This window comes from Desulfatibacillum alkenivorans DSM 16219, assembly GCF_900142135.1.
Taxonomy (GTDB): domain Bacteria; phylum Desulfobacterota; class Desulfobacteria; order Desulfobacterales; family Desulfatibacillaceae; genus Desulfatibacillum; species Desulfatibacillum alkenivorans.
In genome coordinates, this window is the sequence record NZ_FQZU01000014.1 from 40,096 (window position 1) to 60,705 (window position 20,610).

General features: G+C 53.3%; 22 protein-coding genes. 5 read left to right on the top strand and 17 right to left on the bottom strand.

The window, feature by feature from the left end; all coding sequences use genetic code 11:
• Positions 1–2 precede the first annotated feature (2 nt).
• The 17 genes from BUE18_RS12740 to BUE18_RS12820 form a co-directional block, all read right to left on the bottom strand.
• The gene (locus tag BUE18_RS12740; protein ID WP_170868351.1) at positions 3–518 is read right to left on the bottom strand and encodes a cytochrome C; all 516 of its coding nucleotides are present in this window, start codon (positions 516–518) and stop codon (positions 3–5) included.
• Between the two features lie 211 nt (positions 519–729).
• Positions 730–1,704: a nucleotidyl transferase AbiEii/AbiGii toxin family protein gene (locus BUE18_RS12745; RefSeq protein WP_073476284.1), complete on the bottom strand. Its 975-nt coding sequence runs from the start codon at positions 1,702–1,704 to the stop codon at positions 730–732.
• Entirely contained in the window at positions 1,701–2,507 is an 807-nt protein-coding gene (locus BUE18_RS12750; RefSeq protein ID WP_073476286.1) for a type IV toxin-antitoxin system AbiEi family antitoxin domain-containing protein, read from the bottom strand. Before BUE18_RS12750 ends, BUE18_RS12745 begins: the two co-directional genes overlap by 4 nt.
• Positions 2,508–2,834: 327 nt before the next feature.
• Positions 2,835–3,812, bottom strand: a complete 978-nt coding sequence (locus tag BUE18_RS12755) for a hypothetical protein (protein WP_170868352.1) — start codon at positions 3,810–3,812, stop codon at positions 2,835–2,837.
• Positions 3,749–4,687, bottom strand: coding sequence for a hypothetical protein (locus BUE18_RS12760; RefSeq protein WP_073476290.1), 939 nt, complete (start codon positions 4,685–4,687; stop codon positions 3,749–3,751). The genes BUE18_RS12755 and BUE18_RS12760 overlap by 64 nt, the downstream gene beginning before the upstream one ends.
• Complete coding sequence (locus BUE18_RS12765) at positions 4,680–4,898, bottom strand: hypothetical protein (protein ID WP_139264727.1); 219 nt, start codon at positions 4,896–4,898, stop codon at positions 4,680–4,682. The genes BUE18_RS12760 and BUE18_RS12765 overlap by 8 nt, the downstream gene beginning before the upstream one ends.
• Before the next feature lie 387 nt (positions 4,899–5,285).
• A complete protein-coding gene (locus BUE18_RS12770) occupies positions 5,286–5,603 on the bottom strand; it encodes a DUF2958 domain-containing protein (protein WP_073476294.1) in 318 nt (105 codons plus the stop codon).
• Positions 5,604–5,695: 92 nt separating this feature from the next.
• Positions 5,696–6,313 (bottom strand): tyrosine-type recombinase/integrase, encoded by a 618-nt coding sequence (locus BUE18_RS12775; RefSeq protein WP_073476296.1) that lies wholly within the window; start codon positions 6,311–6,313, stop codon positions 5,696–5,698.
• 151 nt (positions 6,314–6,464) lie between these two features.
• On the bottom strand, positions 6,465–6,821 hold the full coding sequence (locus BUE18_RS12780) for a hypothetical protein (protein ID WP_073476298.1): 357 nt from the start codon (positions 6,819–6,821) through the stop codon (positions 6,465–6,467).
• Positions 6,822–6,824: 3 nt separating this feature from the next.
• Complete coding sequence (locus BUE18_RS12785) at positions 6,825–7,454, bottom strand: hypothetical protein (RefSeq protein WP_170868353.1); 630 nt, start codon at positions 7,452–7,454, stop codon at positions 6,825–6,827.
• A gap of 18 nt (positions 7,455–7,472) precedes the next feature.
• On the bottom strand, positions 7,473–8,261 hold the full coding sequence (locus BUE18_RS12790) for a hypothetical protein (RefSeq protein ID WP_073476301.1): 789 nt from the start codon (positions 8,259–8,261) through the stop codon (positions 7,473–7,475).
• Between the two features lie 6 nt (positions 8,262–8,267).
• A complete protein-coding gene (locus BUE18_RS12795) occupies positions 8,268–9,113 on the bottom strand; it encodes a hypothetical protein (RefSeq protein ID WP_073476303.1) in 846 nt (281 codons plus the stop codon).
• Positions 9,085–9,912 carry a PD-(D/E)XK nuclease family protein gene (locus BUE18_RS12800; protein ID WP_073476304.1) on the bottom strand — a complete coding sequence of 276 codons (828 nt, stop codon included), beginning with the start codon at positions 9,910–9,912 and terminating at the stop codon, positions 9,085–9,087. Before BUE18_RS12800 ends, BUE18_RS12795 begins: the two co-directional genes overlap by 29 nt.
• A 139-nt stretch (positions 9,913–10,051) precedes the next feature.
• Positions 10,052–10,783: a hypothetical protein gene (locus BUE18_RS12805; protein WP_073476305.1), complete on the bottom strand. Its 732-nt coding sequence runs from the start codon at positions 10,781–10,783 to the stop codon at positions 10,052–10,054.
• On the bottom strand, positions 10,780–12,261 hold the full coding sequence (locus BUE18_RS12810) for a hypothetical protein (RefSeq protein WP_073476307.1): 1,482 nt from the start codon (positions 12,259–12,261) through the stop codon (positions 10,780–10,782). Before BUE18_RS12810 ends, BUE18_RS12805 begins: the two co-directional genes overlap by 4 nt.
• Positions 12,209–12,736 carry a hypothetical protein gene (locus tag BUE18_RS12815; protein ID WP_073476309.1) on the bottom strand — a complete coding sequence of 176 codons (528 nt, stop codon included), beginning with the start codon at positions 12,734–12,736 and terminating at the stop codon, positions 12,209–12,211. Before BUE18_RS12815 ends, BUE18_RS12810 begins: the two co-directional genes overlap by 53 nt.
• The gene (locus tag BUE18_RS12820; protein WP_073476311.1) at positions 12,733–13,935 is read right to left on the bottom strand and encodes an AAA family ATPase; all 1,203 of its coding nucleotides are present in this window, start codon (positions 13,933–13,935) and stop codon (positions 12,733–12,735) included. The genes BUE18_RS12815 and BUE18_RS12820 overlap by 4 nt, the downstream gene beginning before the upstream one ends.
• A 538-nt stretch (positions 13,936–14,473) precedes the next feature.
• Here BUE18_RS12820 and mads1 point away from each other — a divergent pair.
• From mads1 to BUE18_RS12845, 5 genes are all read left to right on the top strand, one after another.
• Complete coding sequence (gene mads1, locus BUE18_RS12825; RefSeq protein WP_073476313.1) at positions 14,474–14,674, top strand: methylation-associated defense system helix-turn-helix domain-containing protein MAD1; 201 nt, start codon at positions 14,474–14,476, stop codon at positions 14,672–14,674.
• Positions 14,675–14,762: 88 nt separating this feature from the next.
• Positions 14,763–15,536 carry a BrxA family protein gene (locus BUE18_RS12830; RefSeq protein WP_211482807.1) on the top strand — a complete coding sequence of 258 codons (774 nt, stop codon included), beginning with the start codon at positions 14,763–14,765 and terminating at the stop codon, positions 15,534–15,536.
• Positions 15,520–16,119 (top strand): BREX protein BrxB domain-containing protein, encoded by a 600-nt coding sequence (locus tag BUE18_RS12835; RefSeq protein ID WP_073476315.1) that lies wholly within the window; start codon positions 15,520–15,522, stop codon positions 16,117–16,119. Before BUE18_RS12830 ends, BUE18_RS12835 begins: the two co-directional genes overlap by 17 nt.
• Complete coding sequence (gene brxC, locus BUE18_RS12840) at positions 16,116–19,763, top strand: BREX system P-loop protein BrxC (protein ID WP_073476316.1); 3,648 nt, start codon at positions 16,116–16,118, stop codon at positions 19,761–19,763. The genes BUE18_RS12835 and brxC overlap by 4 nt, the downstream gene beginning before the upstream one ends.
• 3 nt (positions 19,764–19,766) lie before the next feature.
• Positions 19,767–20,606, top strand: coding sequence for a HEPN domain-containing protein (locus BUE18_RS12845; protein WP_073476318.1), 840 nt, complete (start codon positions 19,767–19,769; stop codon positions 20,604–20,606).
• Positions 20,607–20,610 lie beyond the last annotated feature (4 nt).

The window sequence follows — 20,610 nt, forward strand, 5'->3', positions numbered from 1 at the left end:
CGTCACTTGGGAATGCGGACATGGTCGTCGTCAAAATCCCCGTTTGCCGCGCCCGTATGGCATGCGATGCAGTTGCCCATGCCGCCCACGGATGCACGTTCGAATACCCCAGCTGGAAGATCATCATCCCGGTGCTCCCGGATGAGGTACCGGACCTCGGTGACCCGCAGGGGTGTATCCCCTGACAGGCTTTGCATGATTTTCCGGGACAGTTTCAAACCGGAGCGGTCGGCAGCGTTGTTGGTCAGGTAATCTCGCAGGGCGGCCAAATCTTCCGGAGAAAGATCAATCGTCTCCCCGAAATGATCATCCGCATTGTCCAACAATTTGGTCCACGACCCGGAAGGCAGTAGCCACGGGGGGTAGGCGAAATGGCAGCCGCCGCATGCGTCCGCGTGAACACCTGCCCCGGCCGGGTTGGTGACCCCGGTGGTACTGGAGCCACGGTCCCCTCTGTGCCGGTCCTTCTCATGGCGTTCATCGCGTTCATGATGGTCAGCCATGGCAGTAACTACCAAGACCCCAGCCAGGAGGCCAAGGCATACAGCGATCAAAACCCCAAATTTTTTCATCGGGCATCCTCTTTTGGAATCTGAGAGTTCGTGTGTGTAGCCGAACGGCCAGAAATAACCGCCGGTCGATTTTTCCATACCATTTTGGTAGATATTTGCAATTCCAAATTATCTTCGAGAAGGTGCCGGGATTGGTTGTCGAGAATTTGGTGGACGCCTAATCCGGCACCCCGCCCTTATGCTTCCGAACATTCAGCGCCTTCCACTCCAGTAATGGATGGTCACTCAGCCTCACCACCAGGTCTGCGTCGTCTGTCAACAAAGCTGGGTGGATTTCCCCGTGGTCCAGCAGCCGACCCAGGAACTCCATCTCGGCGTCGGTGAACGGAAACAGAAAGCCCAGAGCGCCCTTTGTTTCTTCCACCAATCTCCTGCCGTATTCCTCGGCGGTTTCCGCATCCTGAGCGGCGATGGTCCGCAGGGTGGGCGTCAACTGCCGGGACAATTCCTTGGGATCGAAATCCACGTTGTCCAGTTTGATCTGCCTCCAGTCCTTGCGGTTCATGGCCCCGTAGACAAAAAAGGCGGCGCGGACCTTTACCCTGTCCAGATCGAGGGACATGATCTGATGGCAGTCGAACAGGTCCCGGGCCTGATGTCTTGAAAACAGGGCAGCCAATTTCCCAGACGCGATTTCATGCACGTTCAATACCGGAACATTGTTGGCGGTCCATGATCCGATTGTCCGGGAATCCATGATGGACACCGGCCACAGGGGGATGCGGAACATGAAATTAAGGTCCACCTCCAGATTGCCGGGCTGACCCAAGGCGCTTTGGTATCCCAACACCCATTTGCCGCCCGCGTGATCCTCGGGCATGCGTTTGACCGTGAAGCCCTCTCTGGAAAAGACGGCGGTCAGTGCCTGCTCCATCTTCGGTCGGTCCTTCAACATTTCCTCGCGGCCAGGTTGGGCCACATAGTTGAGGTCGATGTCCACGGACAATCGCGGTACATCGAGGAAGAACAGGTTCAGGGCCGTGCCGCCTTTGAGGGCGAGTTTGCCTTTCAGAAACGGATGGTTCTGGAACGAGGCCAGCAGATGCAGAAGCATGGCCACCTTTTCCAGCAGGTCGGGCCGAAAGCCGGTGCGCTCTGCCTCGGCCGTCAATTTTTCTTGTGATACTCTCATGCCATTTCTTCCCACGTCCGGTGGAGGACGTCTTCGGGCACCATCAGGTTCCAGTCCTTGACCAGGGTGCCGGATGTCCGTTTGGATCGGTCCAGGTAATGGGGTTGCCGGGGACGCAGTTTTCGCAAGGGCGCCAGGTGTTCGTCCTCCACCATCAAGACTTCGCGGTGCTGGTCCAGATAGAAGCCCACCTTCGCGGCGGTGGTGGCGTTTTCCAGCAGAAGGGCGTACTCCACAACCTGGTCAAGATTGAAATACTCCACCAATTCCAGGGAACGCCAGATTTCCTCCCATGAACCGGCAAGGTCCGGTCGATCCATGACATCCACCATGGTCCGTTCAAGATTCGTGACGTGAAGGGTAACCCCCCTGCGCTCGGCCGTTTCTACCCCGAAATACTCCGCGCCATTCTTCACCAGGGCCTTGGGCATGGTCACGCAATGAAAATCGTAGGATCGGAACCGCAGCGGGACAGATTTGGTGCGTGACAGATAATGAAAATCATTCCTCACGGTGTACGCCTTGCCATGGAATTGGAGGGCGGTGTGATAGCCGAGAACCGCGTCTGATGTCATCTTACCGGCGAGAAGAAAAGGGTCCACCGGCGCGGTGTCCGGGTCCATGCCCTCGGGTACCACGGCATACAGGCCCCGCCGCACCATGAGCAGCCGGCCCTGCTTTCGGTAATAGGCAAGCATGGCCTTCCGCTTTCCGGGACTGGGCGACCCTCTGGATTCGAGTGCGGCGTCCAGTTCTTCAAGGGTGAAAACAGGGCGTTTTGAAAAGAAATTTTGGTACTTCATGGTCGACCCTCATTGACGAAAAGACGAGATAAGATGGATAATAATATTCCTATCTGCATAAATTGTCAAATATAGTCGCGTGGTTTTTTTGACAGTAGAGCGAGATAGATAGGAGGAATAGAATCCCAACCAAGTAGAGTGTCAAATCGTGGGCATGCTTTTTAAGGAGAGTCAATGACGGCGTGGATTCAAGGAAAGCTGGGCAATCTCATTGATGCTCGACGAAATGAAGGCGTATCGAATGGTGGCAGCATTCGATAATATTTGGTTTTGTCGCCAACCACAATATGTAGGGTTTGAGATCGGATTTGATGTGACCTAACGCTGCTAATCAGCTGCGTGGCTTTTTGCATCGGCTGCATTAGCCTTGTTAGAATTTTCTTTTAGTTCATCTTTCAATTCGTTTAATTCTTTGTTTGTTAGTACAATTTTCGATTCGAGTTCTTTTTTGCCTTTTATTGTGTCAATAAGTGTATCGTTTATATTTTGAATAGAAGAAAAAATAGATGATTGCGAATCAGCGGTGCTTCTTTTAAATGAGCTAAGATCGGATTGGACCGATGAATAACTTTTTTTTATATCATTTACTTCAATCTCGATTTTTTCTAAAGCTGGATTTTTGTGATTTACAAAAAATGAACTAACCCCAAGCGAAAAAAACAGAACTGCGACCAATACAAGTGAGTTAACGATACAATGATAACTGGCGCTCATCATATTTTGCCGGATAATGTTCATGATTGAATTCAATTCTGCACAGATAGCAACCGAATTCTTTTTTTCATCTTCAGTTGATGCTTCCACTATGTCTTCAGGAAAAAGTTGGTAAACTGTAATTTTCCCGCTTATGGTTTTTATTGCGTAAAAGGCTGCAACAATCATGAAAACAATCGACAGGGTTGCCACAAAAAATGTTCCTGCCCGGATATAGCTGTTCAATCCATAAAATCCATCTTGATATAAAAAGCTAATCATGGAAGTTAAAAGGGTGATGCCAACAGTAACTGAAAACAAAGAAACCTTTAGTTTTTCTTCGAGTGATTTTTTGATATTTAGAGTTTTCTCAAAAAATTCTTTAATTTCTTCAAGAGACAGTTTTTCATAGCACTTCATGTATTGAATACTATTTGCTAAATCATTTTCATTTTCGATTTTTTCGACTCTTAATAGCAATTTTTTGTTAGCTTTTGCCATTTCGAAGAAAGGAAATATTGTATTAAAAATATTTGCCATTATCATTTTTACCCTTCTAAATAATTGCATATAGATTTGTAAATATGTTGATTGGCAGAATCTACGAGCCATGCCCACTCCCCGGTTGGATTAACCTCAATAAAGTAATATTTTTTTTTGTACAAAACCAAGTCGATAGCACCATATAGAAGATTTAAGCTTCGAACCAATTTGATACATTTCTCTTTCACATCTACCGGGAGTCTGACCGGAACAAAAGAGACATCATCCTTTAATTTTCTCCAATCTCCATCAACCCCATCATCGCCTTTCAATATTTTAACGGCATAAAGATCCTGACCGACAACCGTTACACGCAAATCTATTTTAGGGGATAAATCTTTCTGTATAACAACTGGGGCATGCGATAAATTTGAAACCGATAGTTCTGAATACGAGGTTTTGTTTGTGTAAACGAAGCCTTCTTGATCACCAAAACTAAAAATTGCTGTGTCCAGTGACTTTATTATGTATTCGTCATTTATCGGCAGTTCCGAAGCGCTATTCAAAATAAATGTTTCGGGTAAGTCGAAATCAATTTGATCGGCAATTTTTAATTGTATCAGTTTATTTTCAGCATGAAAGGTCGAGGTTGGATTGTTTATCCAAACGGCATCCTCTATACACATTAAATTCCGGAACAATGCCATCCATTGAGATTTTTGTAATTGTTTTTCTGGGGTATTTGAACGGCTGAATGTTTCACGCAGATATGTAGGCGCTCTATAATAAACACCATTAATCTGATCCGTTTGTACATTGAATAATTTACCTCCTTTACGAATCTTTATTCTCTTATTATTGAAATCCCAAAAAAAATCGTCAGAAGATAAAAGATCTCTATCAATTCTTAAATAGTTTTTTCCTCTCTTTTCAAGTTCAATAGCGATATAATCTGTAGTAAAATCATAAGAATCTGACAACAAAATGAACTCTACTTTATTCACCTTTTCTGTCTTCCCCTGTCTCTATATCCTCTTTTTTGGTTTTGGGTTTGAAACCTGCATCTTCATGCATTAATGGGTTGCCGTTTACGATATTAATCCAGTAGCCTTTAACGCCATCGTATTTGTAACCTGTGAAAAGTTTATCATTTTGTTTCGGAATATCGTACTTAAAAGCCTTCTCTAAAAGGATATGATTCATTTTTATCTCCATTGCTAAGTCCTAACAATAGTTATTGACCTGCGTAAGATGCCGGGCCGTCCGTTTCTGTCCGTATAAAACACCCGCAGACACTCTGCAAGAGATGACTTAACCTTTTGTTACTCATGCCATTTCCTTTGGTCGCCCCCTTTTAGCTCGGCATGTTATGTTAATTAGCATATCATATCTCTCAAAGTCCATCCACAGGACTCCGTGCGCCTGAAGGCCCGCGAAAAAAATTCTTCAATCCCACATCTTGTGGCCCGTCAAAACGGCACAATTCATTGAGTTTATGCCACTTTTGATAACAGCGTCTCCTCCACAGACCAATGAAAGCGTTGAGTATTCGTGTCTACCATATTCCGTGCGATAAGACAAATCAGGCGTCAAAAATCGTCTTCACTGACTGATGCCCTCCACTTCCCGCGCTGGCCTCACCCGCCAGGCGTCTTCCGTCTCGCAGTCCACTTCAAGCCAGCCTACCTTGACTGCCTTGAGTTCGGAAAAGGAAACATAGCCCCACTCCGCGTTATAGTAATCCCCGTTCAAGACCGCGTACCCGAAGAACAGGTCGTCACCGTCGTATTCGGCGATGTACCAATGGCAGCCGCACATGAAAAAATGCAGATGGATGAGTTTGTCCTCCACGGGGATGCTCTCGGTGTCGTACAGGCGGGGTATCCGATCCAATCTCTTTTTGCTCGGGGTGTTCCACATGATGCGCCTCCTTGTTGATGATGGTTTCCACAAAGCACGAAGCCGGTCCCGCTTCGCGGGACCGGCTCCTCAATATCCAGTATCTCCGTCAATCATTCGATCATGGCGTTGGCCAGGTCCTGATTCTGTTCAGGCAACACGTCGGCATACAGGGCGGTCATGTTAAGGGACGCATGGCCAAGTTGCTTTTGAACGAACCGGAGATTGTTCGTCTTGGCCAAAAGGATGGTGGCGTATGTGTGCCGGGCCGCATGGATCGAATAACGCCTCGACAACCCTGCGGTCTCCACGGCTTTGCGAAAGGATAGGTGCAGGGCTGTCTCGGTGAAATGACCAGACCTGCCCATGAAGAGGGGTGCTTCTACATCAACGGGTTCCTGCCAAGCCCTGGCCTTGTGCGCGATGTATTCCTTGAGGTGTCGGACGATCTCTCGATCCAGGTACACGTCGCGGCGCTTCCCACCCTTGCCGCTCCGCACCACAAGGTATGTCTCCCGGCCAGCCAGGTGCAGATCGCTGATGGTCAGGGCGGCAAGCTCGCTCACCCTCAGGCCGGAATGCAGGGCCAGGTGGACCAGCATGTACCGGGTTACCCAGGTCTTCCGTCCCTTGACTTGGTCAATGATGGTCTGGTCCTCACATACCTTGAGCAACTGGCGAACCTCCTCGCTGGACATGAATTTATCGCGGCTGATCTGGTATCGTTTCATAGGAAACACTCCTCTTGTGCCCGGATGGTTGAAAACACCGGATGAAAACGGATGCGTATTTTTAGGATTGCATACCGGATTGTTATGAAAACATGGTTGATGAGAGTGGAATCGTTAAGAAATCTGGAGAAATCTTAAAAACAGGATGGCCTTAATCCTCACCCCGAATCCATTCAAAATGCACGGCCCCTATCCACCCATCCCGGTCCCGTAATTTATAGGTGGCCCCGTTGAACAGTTCCGATTCGTACATCTGCCCCAGGACCAGGCCGTTTCCATGCGTTGCCTCGCCCGTGGGGAACTCGCAACAAACGTCCCCGCATCCCACGTATCGCAATCTCCGAACGCATGGCTGGGGAGAAAAAAGTCCCTCCATGAAATCCGGTGCAACCTGGTGGATAATGCGCTTGATGGTCCGAGCCTTGATCGTCGGGCAGTCATCGAGCGCCCGGCGCAGGATCAGGTGGAACCTTTCTTCTTTCTCGAAACCCTCCCAATGGTCACGCATTCGTCATTCTCCTAAATTTCCGATGAGCAGTCCTGCATATTCCCCAATCTCCCCGTCATCCACACTCGGCAATCCGATGGACTCCATCATGGACAAGGCCAGGTGGTTTCGTGCCTTCTGCCCAAGACCCAGCCCGACATAGAACATGAGAGCCGGGCGGACTCGCGGGTCATAGGGAACGAAGGCTTTCATTCCCTCCTCCCGGACCAAGTGCCGGGCCGCAATTCTTTGCGTCCACAGGTCCCACCCAAGAAAATCTGGCATGGTCACGGGGTTGGTGACGACCTCTCGCAGAAAGTCGGCGTCCTTTATTCTGACTGCATCAAGCACAAAGGTCATGGCCTCCGGTACGCTGGGCTTTTTCGCCATGACCTTCTTCACCAGGGCATGGCCGACCCAAGCAGAGGGCTTCCCACAGGCATGTTCCATCATGACCCGGCATTGCACAGTGGCCAGCAGTTCCGGGTCTTCGAGCATGTCCGGGGCCTGGGGTTCGACGACTTCCAGGACAACGTGTGGTTCCCTTGCCTCCTGAATGATCATGGCGACCTCGAAAAGGCTCACATCGTCAGGTAAAATGTAGCAACCACCGTTGGCCTCCACCTCGGCCACGATGAGGGATAGTCTTTCCATGCAGAACCCGCACATTTTTTAATCCTTTTCCAAAATGGGCTTCACGTATTCGATGAACGCTTCTCTGTACCGGGTGACGGGCTCATCACCGGGCAGGAACCGGCCGGACCCGATATACCACAGCACCTTGTCCACCACAGCAGGCGGTTCACCCACCAACCGGCCCATGCGCGCCAGGATTTTGAAGGATTGAAAGGTGTCCCACTCCCTGACGATCCCGCATTCAACGAAGATGGTCATCACATGGACATCAGGCTTGGCATAGTTGGTGTAGCCGCACTCCCTCAGCCAGTCGGTGGCCAGGGGAAAGCCCATGGCGAACACCTGACGGTCCAAGGTCAGAGGGAGCCCGGCCAGCGCGATGGGGTGGTGTGCAAATCCGGCGACGAATTTTTCGAACTTCTTAAATGTTTCGAATCTGGACAGAAACACCGCCCCGGATAAGAGCCCCTTCACGTATTGCACCCAATAAGAGCCTTCCCTGCTGGCATCCATCGGCCCCGGCGGGGTGTACCCTTCCCGGATGGCGGTAAAGAGCCGACGCCAGTCACCCCCGTAATTGCCGGCGGAGCGCACAGGATCAAACCCAAACAGAAACGGTTCGAGGTCGTCCACGTCGCCGATGGTGGCGGGCATGCCCCGCTTGTTGCACAGGGACCGCGCGAACCGCCAATACACCTCCTGCATGTCGGTCACCTTGGAGTACCGGGTGAAGGCCAGCAGTTCCTCGACATCCCGGCCCGCAACGGTTTCCAAAAAGTCCTTCGCCTCGTTAAAAAGAATGATGAGCTTTTTATCCGATACCATGCGCCGCTATTGCTCCCTGATCCAGGCCAAAACGTCGTTTACGAGATTGAAGGGGATGGTGTCCAGGCTGTCGAACTCCTCCTCCCAGTCTTCAAAAAAATCCTTTGCGGGTATGCCTTTGCGTCCCAGTTGACTTCGGATATAGTTGATTTGTTTCTCGGTGGCGCACCGCACGGATTCATCACGGTGTGCATACTCAGCACCGTTTTGGGCAGCAGGGGCCGGGTTGCGGGCCGCCTGCTGTGGCGCTGGTTTCTGCGCCGGTTCATAGGCCGAACCATTCCCGCTCGCGTTCCCGTCGTCGAGATAGGCCAGGTCCTCCACGTCCTGGGTGAAGATGTCCGACGCCCCGGTGCCAAGGAGAACCGCCGCCACGAAGGCGCGTTTTTCGGCCATTTTTTCGAGGGTGTTGGCCAGGTCGTAGGGGTTCATGGTCCGGTATTTGGTCTCGAAATTGTTGCACACCCCGCCCACATTCCGGACCCATGCCTCGCCGGTGGGAATGTGAACGAGGGAGCAGGATGCCCGGTATTCGATGAATCCCCTCGTGGTGCCCGTGACCTCACGGCGGGATTGGTAATCCTTCTTGGTCCACTCCACCATCCGGCCAGGATCGTCACGGGCCACGATCTCGAATTGCGGCTCCAATCGAAATGCCTGACACAATTTCTCCGCACCCGGTTTCCAGAGGGAGGGTTTCCTGCAACCGGGTATCACGCCGAAGTGGATCCCCTCCCGCATGACCCGGTCCTTGAGGTCCAGAATGTTGCGGGCCTGTCGAACAATCTCCTCGGCGGTCCATTCGTGTTGAACCGTTTGTCCATCAACCGGTTGCTTTAGCGGTATCGCCATTTTTCTTCCCTTTCTTTTTCAGGGGAACCACACGGCGGGCGGCCATGAGTTCTTTCTTGAGTTCCCGGTAGCAGATGTCCGAGACACCGCAGTATTCGTCACAGGCCCAGGTGCGGGCGTAGGGCGGCATGGTTTCGGATTCCAGGGCCTCGAACAGAGGGACCAGGTTTTCCTCCATGTAACGATCCACCGTCATGTACGTCTTCTTGGTTGAAGATTCAGCCCAGACCTCCACGGGGCAAATGCGCGTCTCCTCCATGGACATGTACACGACCTCCAATTCCTCGATGTCATGCGGGACCAGCCACGCATAGAGGTTCACCTGCACCCGGTGGTTGTCGTAGGCCAGGATGCGGCGGTCTTTGTTCAGGTAGGAGGGGATGGAGACCGTGGTCTTGTAATCCTTCAAGACTTTTTGGATCGGAACGATGAGGTCCGGCGTGCCCTCAACCAGGATGCCATCCCACTCCTTTTCAAACCTGGTCTCGATGACCGCGTCTTCATGCAGGGCGGCTTCCTCCATGACCTTGTGGGCGATCTGTCCCCGGAACGCCCAATACATGCCACTCGGATAAACATAGGTGTCGTAATGCTGTTGAATGAACGCGGCCCGGTGGCAACCGGAGATCATGGTCACCGAGATGCCGACCTTGTTTTTGATGTTGTCGATCATCCCGGCGATGACAGCCTCGTCGAACAGGCAATCCAATTTGCGATTCAATCGGGACCGGGCGCATTCGAGGCATTCCGCAAACGGGATTTGTTCATCGGTCTTTTCGCAGAAGAACCCTTTCACCATTGGCTTTCACTCCTTTCTGTTGTTGCGACGATCCCCGGAAACACTCCACCGGCATGTGGCGAACTCGCCGCTTGCTTCAAAAGCGGCATGCCGGATTTGATTGGGATCGTCGGAAAAACGACACAATGTCGTTTTTTGGTCAGGTATTGGCCGCCAGCTTTTCCAGGTAGAAGGTTTGGAGATTGTTGGCCACCAGGGCGGACAGGATTGTGTGTGTTGAATGGGGGTGGATGCTCCCTTGGTCCGCCATTTCCAAAACGGCGAAGAAGGAATCGTACAGCCCCCTGGTTTCGGTGAGTCCTGTGTCGAACAGGACCGCTCGCACCTTGGGCTCCACAAGGAAGAACACGGGGTGACCAGCCAGGTTCAGGAACCGACACGCACCCGCGAATCCGATCCCCGGTATTTCCTTCTCCAGGACCAGGGGCAGGGACGAGGCAATCATGCAGTCCTTGCGGGCGTAGAACTCCTCCACGAACCGATGGAATCCCGATGCCGTGTTGCAGGCCATCAAAGTCCGGGCCCCCTCCACCACGCCGTGGACGAAAGGTTCCATGTCTTCCGTCGGCCAGTCGGGCGCCATCTTCGAAAGACGCCTTTCCAACCGGCCGGGTTTTTCATGGAAGGCCGCCACCTTTTTGGGGTTGAAATCGAACAAGGGTTTGGTCAGAATTTCGATGTCGGACACATTTTCCCGCACCGCCTTGGCCTCGGCGAGGATGCCCACCACCAGCTGGAACAATCCCGGCATGGACCGCACCTTCTTCACCTTGGGCACCCGGGTCATGTCCTTGAATGCCGCGTCATCCACATGATGCCGAACCAAATCCATGGCCTCGTTCAGGGCGGTTGCGTAATCCGGATTCATCATGAGCCGCCCTCCAGAAGCACCACGTCCTTGGCCAATCTCTCCCAATTCCGATGCGTATTGTGCTGGACCTTGAGATAGACGAGGTGCTCAAGCTGCCGGGCCAAGGACCTTTCCAGATTCGAGTTCAACGCGGACAACCCGTCGCTAACCAGGATTGCCCATCGAACATTCTCCTGGGTCATGTGCTCGGCCACCACATTGAAACTGGTCCCGCCCGTGGTGAACAGGAATCGCTCACCGTGGTCAACCTCCACGACCTTGGTGGAAAATTGGAAAATGCGGCCCACCACGTGAAGGATGGATTGATAAATGTACGGAATGAACATGTAATACTTGGACATGGACCCGGACACGTCCACGTACAGGTCCACCGCCGGTTTCTCCATTCCGTAGAAATGCTGCCACAAAACAGGAGCCGCGCCCGTGGTCATGTGGAAGGCATCCCGGCGGGTGACCGTATGCGGCACCGTGACCGAATACCCCTCATGCTCGCACACCACGGTCCTTTGGCTGACGACCCCACCGATCATGGTTTCCACCATGCGGACCTTTGCATCGTTGAACATTTCGAACCTGGTCCGGATTTCGGGTATCTCGCACGTTGCCAGGATCATTTTGACAACCGGATCGTTTGGTGAAATGTCCGGGATCGTATGCACCTCAACGCCTTGCCGATCCGGGTTGTTGTTGGCCGAGGTCTCCGTCTGGACCGGCCCATGTTCGTGGTTGGCGACCAACGGCGGGATGTTGGCCAACACCTTGGTCATGTCCTCTAACTGTTGGCGATTCTCCCTCTGCTTGGCCTTCCACCATTCGAGAACCAAGTGCATCCACTGGTGGAACCCGTTGTATTCATCGCACTGAACGGGTTGCTCCTGGATCGCGGCCATCAGTTCGGCCGCTTGCGCATACATTGCGGCGTGGGCGTCTTTGAGAAGGTTTCGGCCCTCGACTTTGTATTCAATCTCCTCCCAGTCCACGGCGCGGTGCCTGCCGGTGAGGACCATTTGCATGGAGTCCCCGTCCGAATAGAATCGTTCCGGCAGAGTGGACAGGACCTGGCGTCTGGCCATGGCATTGATGTAAACGTCCTCGGCCCAATTCCGTAACGCCGGTGGATATTCATGCCCCACCAAATCAGGCCAAAGTTTGTGCAGGATCAGGTGATTCCGTTCGTGCAGCAGAATGAACAAAACATCCTCCGGGCCGGTCATGTGTTCCAGGAAGAAGTCCGGGGACAAATGAACGGTTCCTTCCAGGAGGTTGACGGATGCGGTTGGGATGTCCGGGTCAAAGACGATCTGGCTCACGTACCGCAGGATGTTCGGGATGCGTTCGGACCCTTGGCTGGCCATGGACCAATAGGCGAACAACTCGTCGCTTGCCAACATGCGCACCAGGAGATCGGCCGCCGCATCACGGTCCTTACTCCTCAGCGCCGTCTTGATCCGTTCCATTTTCATCAGCAGGGGATTCATCGGCTCCTCCTTCGATCAGTTTGGCGTCCTTGACGAATTTCTGGATGATGGATTTCAGCACCCCGAGTTTTTCCAGGGTTTGCACCGTGGGATTGATCACCGCCGCGTCCAATTGGTATGGGGTGATGTGTTTTTTCACCGCCATGAAGCCTTCTTTAGCATATTCGGACCACGGGATTTCCTTGGTGACCCGGCCGTGCATCATCACGTTGGGCAAGTCGGCATGCACTACCACCAGCACCTTGGTCTTGCCGGACGAAAGGATGAGGCAGCAGACGTCGTCGTGGGTGCATTCCTTGATGATTTCCTCGGTGTATTTCTCGTCGTCCCAGTAGGCGGGCACGGTTCCTTTATCCAGCGCATAGATGCTCGGATACTTTTTGTCGGTGTCGAACCACCAGGTCTTCACTCCGTCGTTTGTGATGTTCGCCCAGCCGTTGGTCAGGGCCTCACTCTGAAAAATCCTTTCAGTCATGACACTTCTCCTTTCAAACTCTGAATGATGTTGTGAATGCGTCCCGGGATTTCCAGGACAGGGGTTGCTTCTTCAATCAGGGTCAACGTGGCAAAACGTGTTGCCGCCTTTTCCATCAGGGTCCGCGACAGGTCATGCTCGATCACCCCCTTTCTTTGGAGAATGGGTAAGCGCCTCAGCACATCGCGAAGCAATTGCGGTTGCCGTTCGGATTTGATGGACCGGTCCACCGCCCCGGCCCAGGCAAGAACGTCTGCGGGTTCGATTTCCAGGAGTTCCCCGAGATTGCGGGCCATGGTCATGGGGTCGGCGAGTTGGAAGCCGGTCACGATGGTGCGGATGGTGCCACGGACCACCGAGGCGTCTACCCTTGTTCGAACAATGCCGTTGATTTCAGGGATGACCGCGCCGATGTATGAGGCGATGGCGTCCGGTGCAGTGAAGATATCCAGACCAGACGCCCATTGGAGGGCCAGCCCGGACGTGATGAGTTTCTGCATCATCTTGAGTTGTCTCGCGTTGAAGACGATGCCCGAATTGCCCAGGTCCCTCATAATCTTCTTGCACAAGGAACTGATGCGCATTCCCTCGATGCCACTCGGTTCAAAGGCCGATGCTCGGGCCAGCATGCCACGCAGATCATGTCCACCACGACCGATGCCATTGCCGGATAGAATGTGTTCGATCTGAATTTCATCCATGGCCGAGACGTTCGGCACCGGCACGCACACGAACCTCGATGCGAGCGCAAGATCCATGTAGCCGGTGTTGTACGTCTCTGGCGGGTTCACGGCGCTGAAGACCATCTTCAAATTGGTGGGCATGCCAAGGAGGGTCCGTTTCCGGACCAGTTCGTGAAGTTTTGACTGGATAAAGGGATTGGCCCGATTGATTTCGTCCAGCAACACCGCATCGGCGGGCCATATTGACAAGGGGGTGGGCACAAATTGAAGACTTCCCTTTGCCAGGGTTTTCGGATTCACGAAGCCAACCAGGTCATCGAAATTGAGGGTCGGAACCTCGTATGCCCGGAACTCAATGTCCCGGCCGAGCAAGGCCCGTGCGATGCGCTCCGCACCCTCGGTTTTATTTCCCCCGATGTCTCCGACGAACAGCACCGAAAGGTCCGAGGCCAAGGCCGCCAACACCACCGGCTCGATTTCATCCCAACCGTGTATGCCCAATTGATCAAACAGCATGTTCATTCTCCCGGATTTGACTGGCCTAAAAACGACACAAGGGAAAGCCGGATTCCCGACCTTCCCTTGCAGATTCTTCAACTATTTCAACATATTATATCACAACCCGGGGCGAAATGTCAAGTGTTGAGATTTTATATAACCGTTCGTAATTACAGATTATTTTTTCACATATCCTGTTTTGGAGGCGGCAATATTGGATTAAGTCATTGAAATTATATGAAAAGTTTCACCATTTTTCTTTGGGAAACCTTCCAATCTCTCGCCCGCCTGAAAAAAACAGCATAGGAACAATCTCTCACAAGGGATGCCAAGAACTGGTTGCATTGCGCAGTGGTTGTTCGTGATTGATAATCAAAACCATTCCATCCTGTTTGATCCTAATAGGGCAAAGTGAATTGAATTGACGAATAGTTGAATTTGAGCTACAAGATTCTGACTTCTTGGGATTTCCCTAATATTTCAGACCGCTCAGAAAGCAAGGCCGGGTGCTGTATGACCAATGGGGTTTTGTAGTCAAGGGCGATACGAGCATGATATGGAAGATCGCTGGCTTTCAGTTGACGAAATCGCCACATATCTCGGGATCAAACGGGATACGGTGTACAAGTGGCTGAACAACAAGAGGATGCCTGCCCACAAGGTCGGCCGGTTGTGGAAATTCCGCAAGGAAGAGGTGGACGAGTGGGTGACCTCCGGCGGGGCGGCTGAAAAGCCCAAGGATGCCAAGCGGCCTTGAGCCCATTATGGTGTGATTGCGGGATGCGACTCGGTGATCGCTCACCCTTCATGTGGGCGAATCATTTCATATTACGGAGCAATTTTTAGTGGCCAATACAAATCAAAAATATAACACAAGAATCCTAAAAGGCGGCGCACTCCTTGATGACATGCGCATGCTGGTTCGCTCATGGGAGGAGGTGGAAGGCGCGGACGCCGGGGCCGAGGCTCATCGGTTGCTGGGCAAGAAAACCCTCGCCCGTTCGAGAGACACGCTTGTCAGAGCTTTCACACCCAGGTTTATTCATGGCGACCCACCCAATGCCTGGAGAATCGTCCGACTCCTGGAGGAACGTGGCGCTGAGCCCGAAGTCCTGATCCCCGTCTACTATTGGATCACTGCGCGTAGCGACAACCTTCTATATGAGTTTGTCACCGAGGAATTGATCCATGTCGCGCGGTCAGGGGATGGTTCGGTTCGAATTGATGAAACCACGGCCTGGATTAGCCGGCACATCGGCGATGCAGGGCAGGAATGGAGCCCCACCGTCACCTTGAAAGTCGGGCGCGGCATATTGGCTGCGCTTCGTGATTTCGGGATTCTGGAAGGCGGTTCCAAAAAACGAGTCGCCCCGGTGCATTTGCCGTTGGATTCCTTTTGCTACATCGCATTTTGGCTTGCCAGATTGGGTTTTAGTGGAGCAAGCCTGGTGAACCATACGGACTGGCGGTTGTTTCTCATGAGCCCCCAAATCGTCGAGCGCCTGATGCTGGAGGCGCACCAGCAAAGACTGCTGGATTTTAATTCGGCAGGCCGCATTTACAGGGTGGATTTTCCAAAGGATGATCCGGGAGAGTATGCTGATGTCCTCTTTGGATAGGTGTCTGAAAAATCTTGAAGAAGACCTTGTCTCCGATCCCATGAGGATCAGTGCTTACCACGACCTTCCGTTCGCCATATTTCGGTACGGTCCCGAAGACGAATTCGAATTGAGACAGAAGCTCAGGCTTTTTGCCTTTGGCCTGGACCAGAATCATGGCCGGAATGTCCACTTCATTTCATTATCCGAATTGGTCTGGAAGGTGATCGCTGAAGAACAGGGTCTCGATTATCTGGTCAAGGTTGAAAAGACACGCGGTTTCAAGGCCGCGCAGGATCATGTGAACAGTCTTCTTTCCAGTCCGCATTTCCGTCCCATAGCGGATGAAGTTCTCAAATGCATGGAAGGACTCAACCCGGACAAGGACCTTGTGTTTCTTGTGCGAGCCGGAGGATTCGCACCGGTGATTTATCGACCTTCTGTTTTGCTTGATGAACTGCACCAACGGACCATGGCGCCCACCATCTTCTTTTATCCCGGGAGCGCCAAAGGCCAAACTGATCTTTGTTTTTATAACTTGCCGGGTTCCGGTGGAGCCGGAGCTTACAACTATCGCGTGAAAGTCTATGGAGCCGAGGCATGAAAAATATCCGCGACATTTTCGCCAAACCCATTGATCGCACCATCGAAGAAGTCATCAAGGTGGAGCAAGCCGACGAAAAGGCCGTGCTCACGGAACTTGAAGAGTATGTTCCCACCGATTTCCTCCAGGAACAATACGCCAGGATATTCGAAGAGATCGCGTCCGGGCCGTCCAACCCCCGTGAAGGAATCGGCATCTGGATTTCTGGCTTCTTCGGTTCGGGTAAATCCCTGTTTGCCAAGATACTCGGCTACACCATGGCAGCCCGGAAGGTGGGTTCCAAAACTGCCTCGGACATTTTCAAGATCAAGGTGAACAACCCGAAAATCGCGGACTTGGTTGATCTGATCAACGCACGCATACCCTTCCATGCCGTCATCTTCGATGTTTCCATGGATCGAGGGGTGCGCCTGGCCAACGAACGATTGACGGAAATCATCTATAAGGCCCTGCTTCGTGAACTGGGTTACTCAGAAGATTTTGACCTGGCGGAACTGGAAATCACCCTGGAAGGGGACGGGAAACTCGATGCGTTTCTCACTCGATTCGAAGAGGTGCATGGTCAGCCATGGGAAAAACGCCGTCTGCTCGGCCTTGCCCTGAATGAAGCCGGCGAGGTGCTGCACTCCCTCTATCCCGGGACGTATTCCACTCCTGATTCGTATGTCAATTCCGTGGGCTCCGGCCGCGCCGACATCGACCCGAACAAATTGGCCCGAAGGGCTTATGAGCTGACAGATCGTCGAAAACCAGGCCATGCCTTGATTTTCATTATCGACGAGGTGGGTCAGTATGTTTCCCGTAGCGTGGATAAAATGCTCGATTTGCAGGCCATCGTTCAAGCCCTGGGAGTGGAGAGCAAAAACCGGGTGGAACACAAGAAAGCGGTGTCCCCTTGTTGGCTTGCGGTCACGTCGCAGGAAAAATTGGACGAGGTGGTGCACGCACTGGATTCCAAAAAAATTGAATTGGCGAGACTCCAGGATCGTTTTCGCCTGACCGTGGACCTCAAGCAATCCGACATCGCGGAGATTACGGCGCGAAGGGTTCTTGAAAAAAAACCTGACGCCGAAAAGGCCCTCGGCGATTTGTATGTGGAAAACGAAGGCCGCATCAAGGAACTCGGCCGGCTGGAGCGAACCAGCCGCGACATTTCCGTCACCCGCGAGAGTTTCGTCCGCCTGTACCCGTATCTTCCCTATGAAATCGACCTGTGCGTGGACATCGTGGCCGGCCTCAGGCTTCGTCGCGGAGCGCATCGCCATGTGGGCGGCAGCAACCGAACCATCATCAAACAGGCCCAGGAATTGATGATCAATCCTCGGACCCGCCTTGCCGACGCACCCATTGGCGACCTGGTCACGCTGGACAAGGTGTACGAACTCCTCTACCTGGGCAACCTGTTGCCCAGTGAGGTGAGCCGGGAAATCGACAAGGTGGCCAAGGACCTGCCCGACAACCCCATGGCCCACAAGGTGGCCAAGGCCATCGCGCTTCTGGAGCCGGTCAAGAATCTTCCCCGCACGCCGCATAACCTGGCCGTGGTGTTGTATCCGTCCGTGACCTCGGGTCCCATACTCGGCGAAGTGGAGCAGGCCATCGAAGCGCTTGAGAAAGCGCAGGTGATCCGGAATTCCGAGGAAGGGTACAAACTGCTCACCGTCGAGGAGAAGCACTGGGAAACGAAGCGCAACGGGCTGGACCCGCGCGAGGCGGATCGCAACCGCATCAAGAGGGAGGTCCTGCGCCAGATTTTTTCAGACCCTCAACTCAGGAAATATCAATATCAAAAGCTGCGCACATTCCGGAACACCCTGAACGTTGAGGGCGAAACGGTGGAACCCGCCGGTGAAATACCCCTCAATCTTTTGCTTGCCGATTCCGTGCAAATAAAACCGGATCGGCTGGCCGAGGCTCGGGACGAAAGCAATGCCCGTCCAAACGATGTTTTTTGGATCGTGACATTGACCGATGAAATCCATGACCTGGTGGTGGAGTTGTTCCGCTCAAGGGAAATGGTGTCGGAATACGAGCGACTGGCCTCACAGCAGAGGCTGAGTGGCGAGGAATCCTCCTGCCTCTCCGATGAGAAGAATCGCAAGGACTCTTACCTCAAGAAGCTCCGGGCCAAAATGTTGGAGGCGGTCCAGTCGGGAACCGGGTTTTTCCAGGGGGTGCAGCATGACGCCACGGCCTTGGGTTCCGGGTTCGTGGACGTTTTCCACAAACTCTTCGACATCGTGGTCCCGGTCCTCTACCCCAAGTTGGAAATCGGCGTGCTTCCCCTCAAGGGGGACGAGGCCGAGAAACTGATCGTCGCCTCCAATCTAAACGGTCTGCCTCAGGTTTTTTACCACGACAAACCGGAGCAAAGCCTCGTCGTCAAGCAGAGCGGAAAATATCTGCCCAACCTCGGCGCCGACCTTTGCCGAGAACTGTTCGACTACATCAAGAAGGAGCATTCCTACGGAAACAAGGTCACCGGCAAAATCCTTGAATCCTATTTTTCCGGGATTGGTTACGGATGGGAAAGGGAAGCCTTGCGCCTTGGCCTGGCCATTCTCTTCAGGGGCGGGGCCGTGGAGGTCACGCACCAGGGCCGAAAATACAGAAACTACAGCGATCCCGCGTGCCGGGAACCTTTCATGAACAACCCCAAGTTTCGCGCCGCGTCCTTTGCTCCAAGGGAAACCCTGGACCTCAAGATTCTGGCAAGAGCGGCGCAAGCCTATGAGGAAATAACGGGCAAGGACGTCAACATCGAGGAGGGCGACATCGCCAACGCCTTTCAGGAGGTGGCGGCGGCCGACCGGGACAAGTTGTTGCCCGTGGCGGCCCGACTCAAGGCGCTCAAGGTTCCCGGTTCGGAGGCGGTTGCCGATCACCTTCAATGGGTGGAGGGCATTCTCGACATGGCGCCCGATGACTGCGTGAAAACCCTTGCCGGCGAAGGTAAATCCTATCTGGAAGGAAGGAAGATGGCGGTCAGGCTGGAGAATTTGGCCTCCGAAGCCAACCTCCAGGTTCTGGCCGATGCCCGCCGCATATTGAACGAGCAATGGCCTGTCTTGAAGGACCGCACCACCTCGGATGATTTGAACGAAGCAGCCGTGGAACTGGAGCAATCCTTTGACTCGGAAAACGTGCTGGACCACCTGGAACGTATTCGCCAGGCAGCCGACCAGCTCACTAATGAGTACACCCGTCTGTATCGCGCTACCTTCGAGAAACGGAACAAAGCCTATGAGGCGGCGGTGGATCACGTGAAAGGGCTGCCCGAATGGGTTGCCGTGAGTCAGGACACTGACGTCCCCGAGGAAGAACGTGATGCTCTTCTTCGCCCCTTGCTCTCGCGCATTGGCAAAAAGCTGGACCTGCGCAAAGGGGACACGGTTTGCCGCGCCACCCATGCCACCGTGACGGAAATGGAAAGCGACCTTGTTGCGGTGGAGGGCCTCACCCGACAAGTGGTGCGGCAACTGCAAAAAACGGTGGAACCCGAGGAAAAAGTGGAGCGGTTCCGCATATCCCAACATTTCACGGGAAAAATCGAAAGCGAACAAGACCTGGATTCCGTTATCAAGGCCCTGCGCGACAAGTTGGAAAAGCTGTTGGCCAAGGGATGCAAGGTGATTTTGGAGTGACGTATGCGAGCCTATGACCTGGCTATTCAAAATTTTTCAGTAGCTGAACACCTCCTGCAACTCCATGAATTGTTTCGTGGTTTGCAGGAAGGCCAGGTGGACGAGCACCTGCGCCTGGCCGTGTGCAGCTGCCTTGATGTGCCGGAGCAAACGGTCCTGCGGCATGCAAAAAACGACCGGGTGGTCATGGTGGCCAAGGCCACCGCACCCATACCGCAAAGTCTCCTGGTTCCAGACGGCACGAATTTCCTGCTGCGCCAGGCCGTGGTTGTCGGCTGCACGTCCCTAGAATCCTTTTTCTGGGATGCCTTGCGCGAAAACGTTCTCACCATCGTGCGGGCCAGAAAACGCGGAGCGGATGAGTCGTTGCGTAAGATCACCTTGTCCCTGGACGACTATCTGTCCCTCGAAGGATGGGAAGACCCGGACCTTCGGTTGCAGCAGATCATCCTGAAGAATTTTGAACGGGGCACTCTGTACGATCCTTCTTCCATTGAACGGATTGCCAAGATTCTCACGGTAAAAAAATTCTGGGACCAGGTTGCGGCCAAGACCGGCAATCCGGACAATGAAATCAAGCGGCACATCGGCGAGATCATCACCCGCCGCAACCAGATCGCCCACCGTGCGGACCGGCCCGATGAAAACGCGGACCCGCCCGAAGAACAGGACGGCCATGGCCTGCGCGCCATCAACTACGCCTGGGCCAACACCCGGGTGGCCACGGCGAAAAACGTGGTGTCCGCCGCGTCGGAAATTTTCACCGCCACCTTGAAGAAACTGGAAGAGCAGCTTGACCGGGAAGAGGAGCAACGCCTTGCCCGGCAAACCATGAGGTCATGAAATA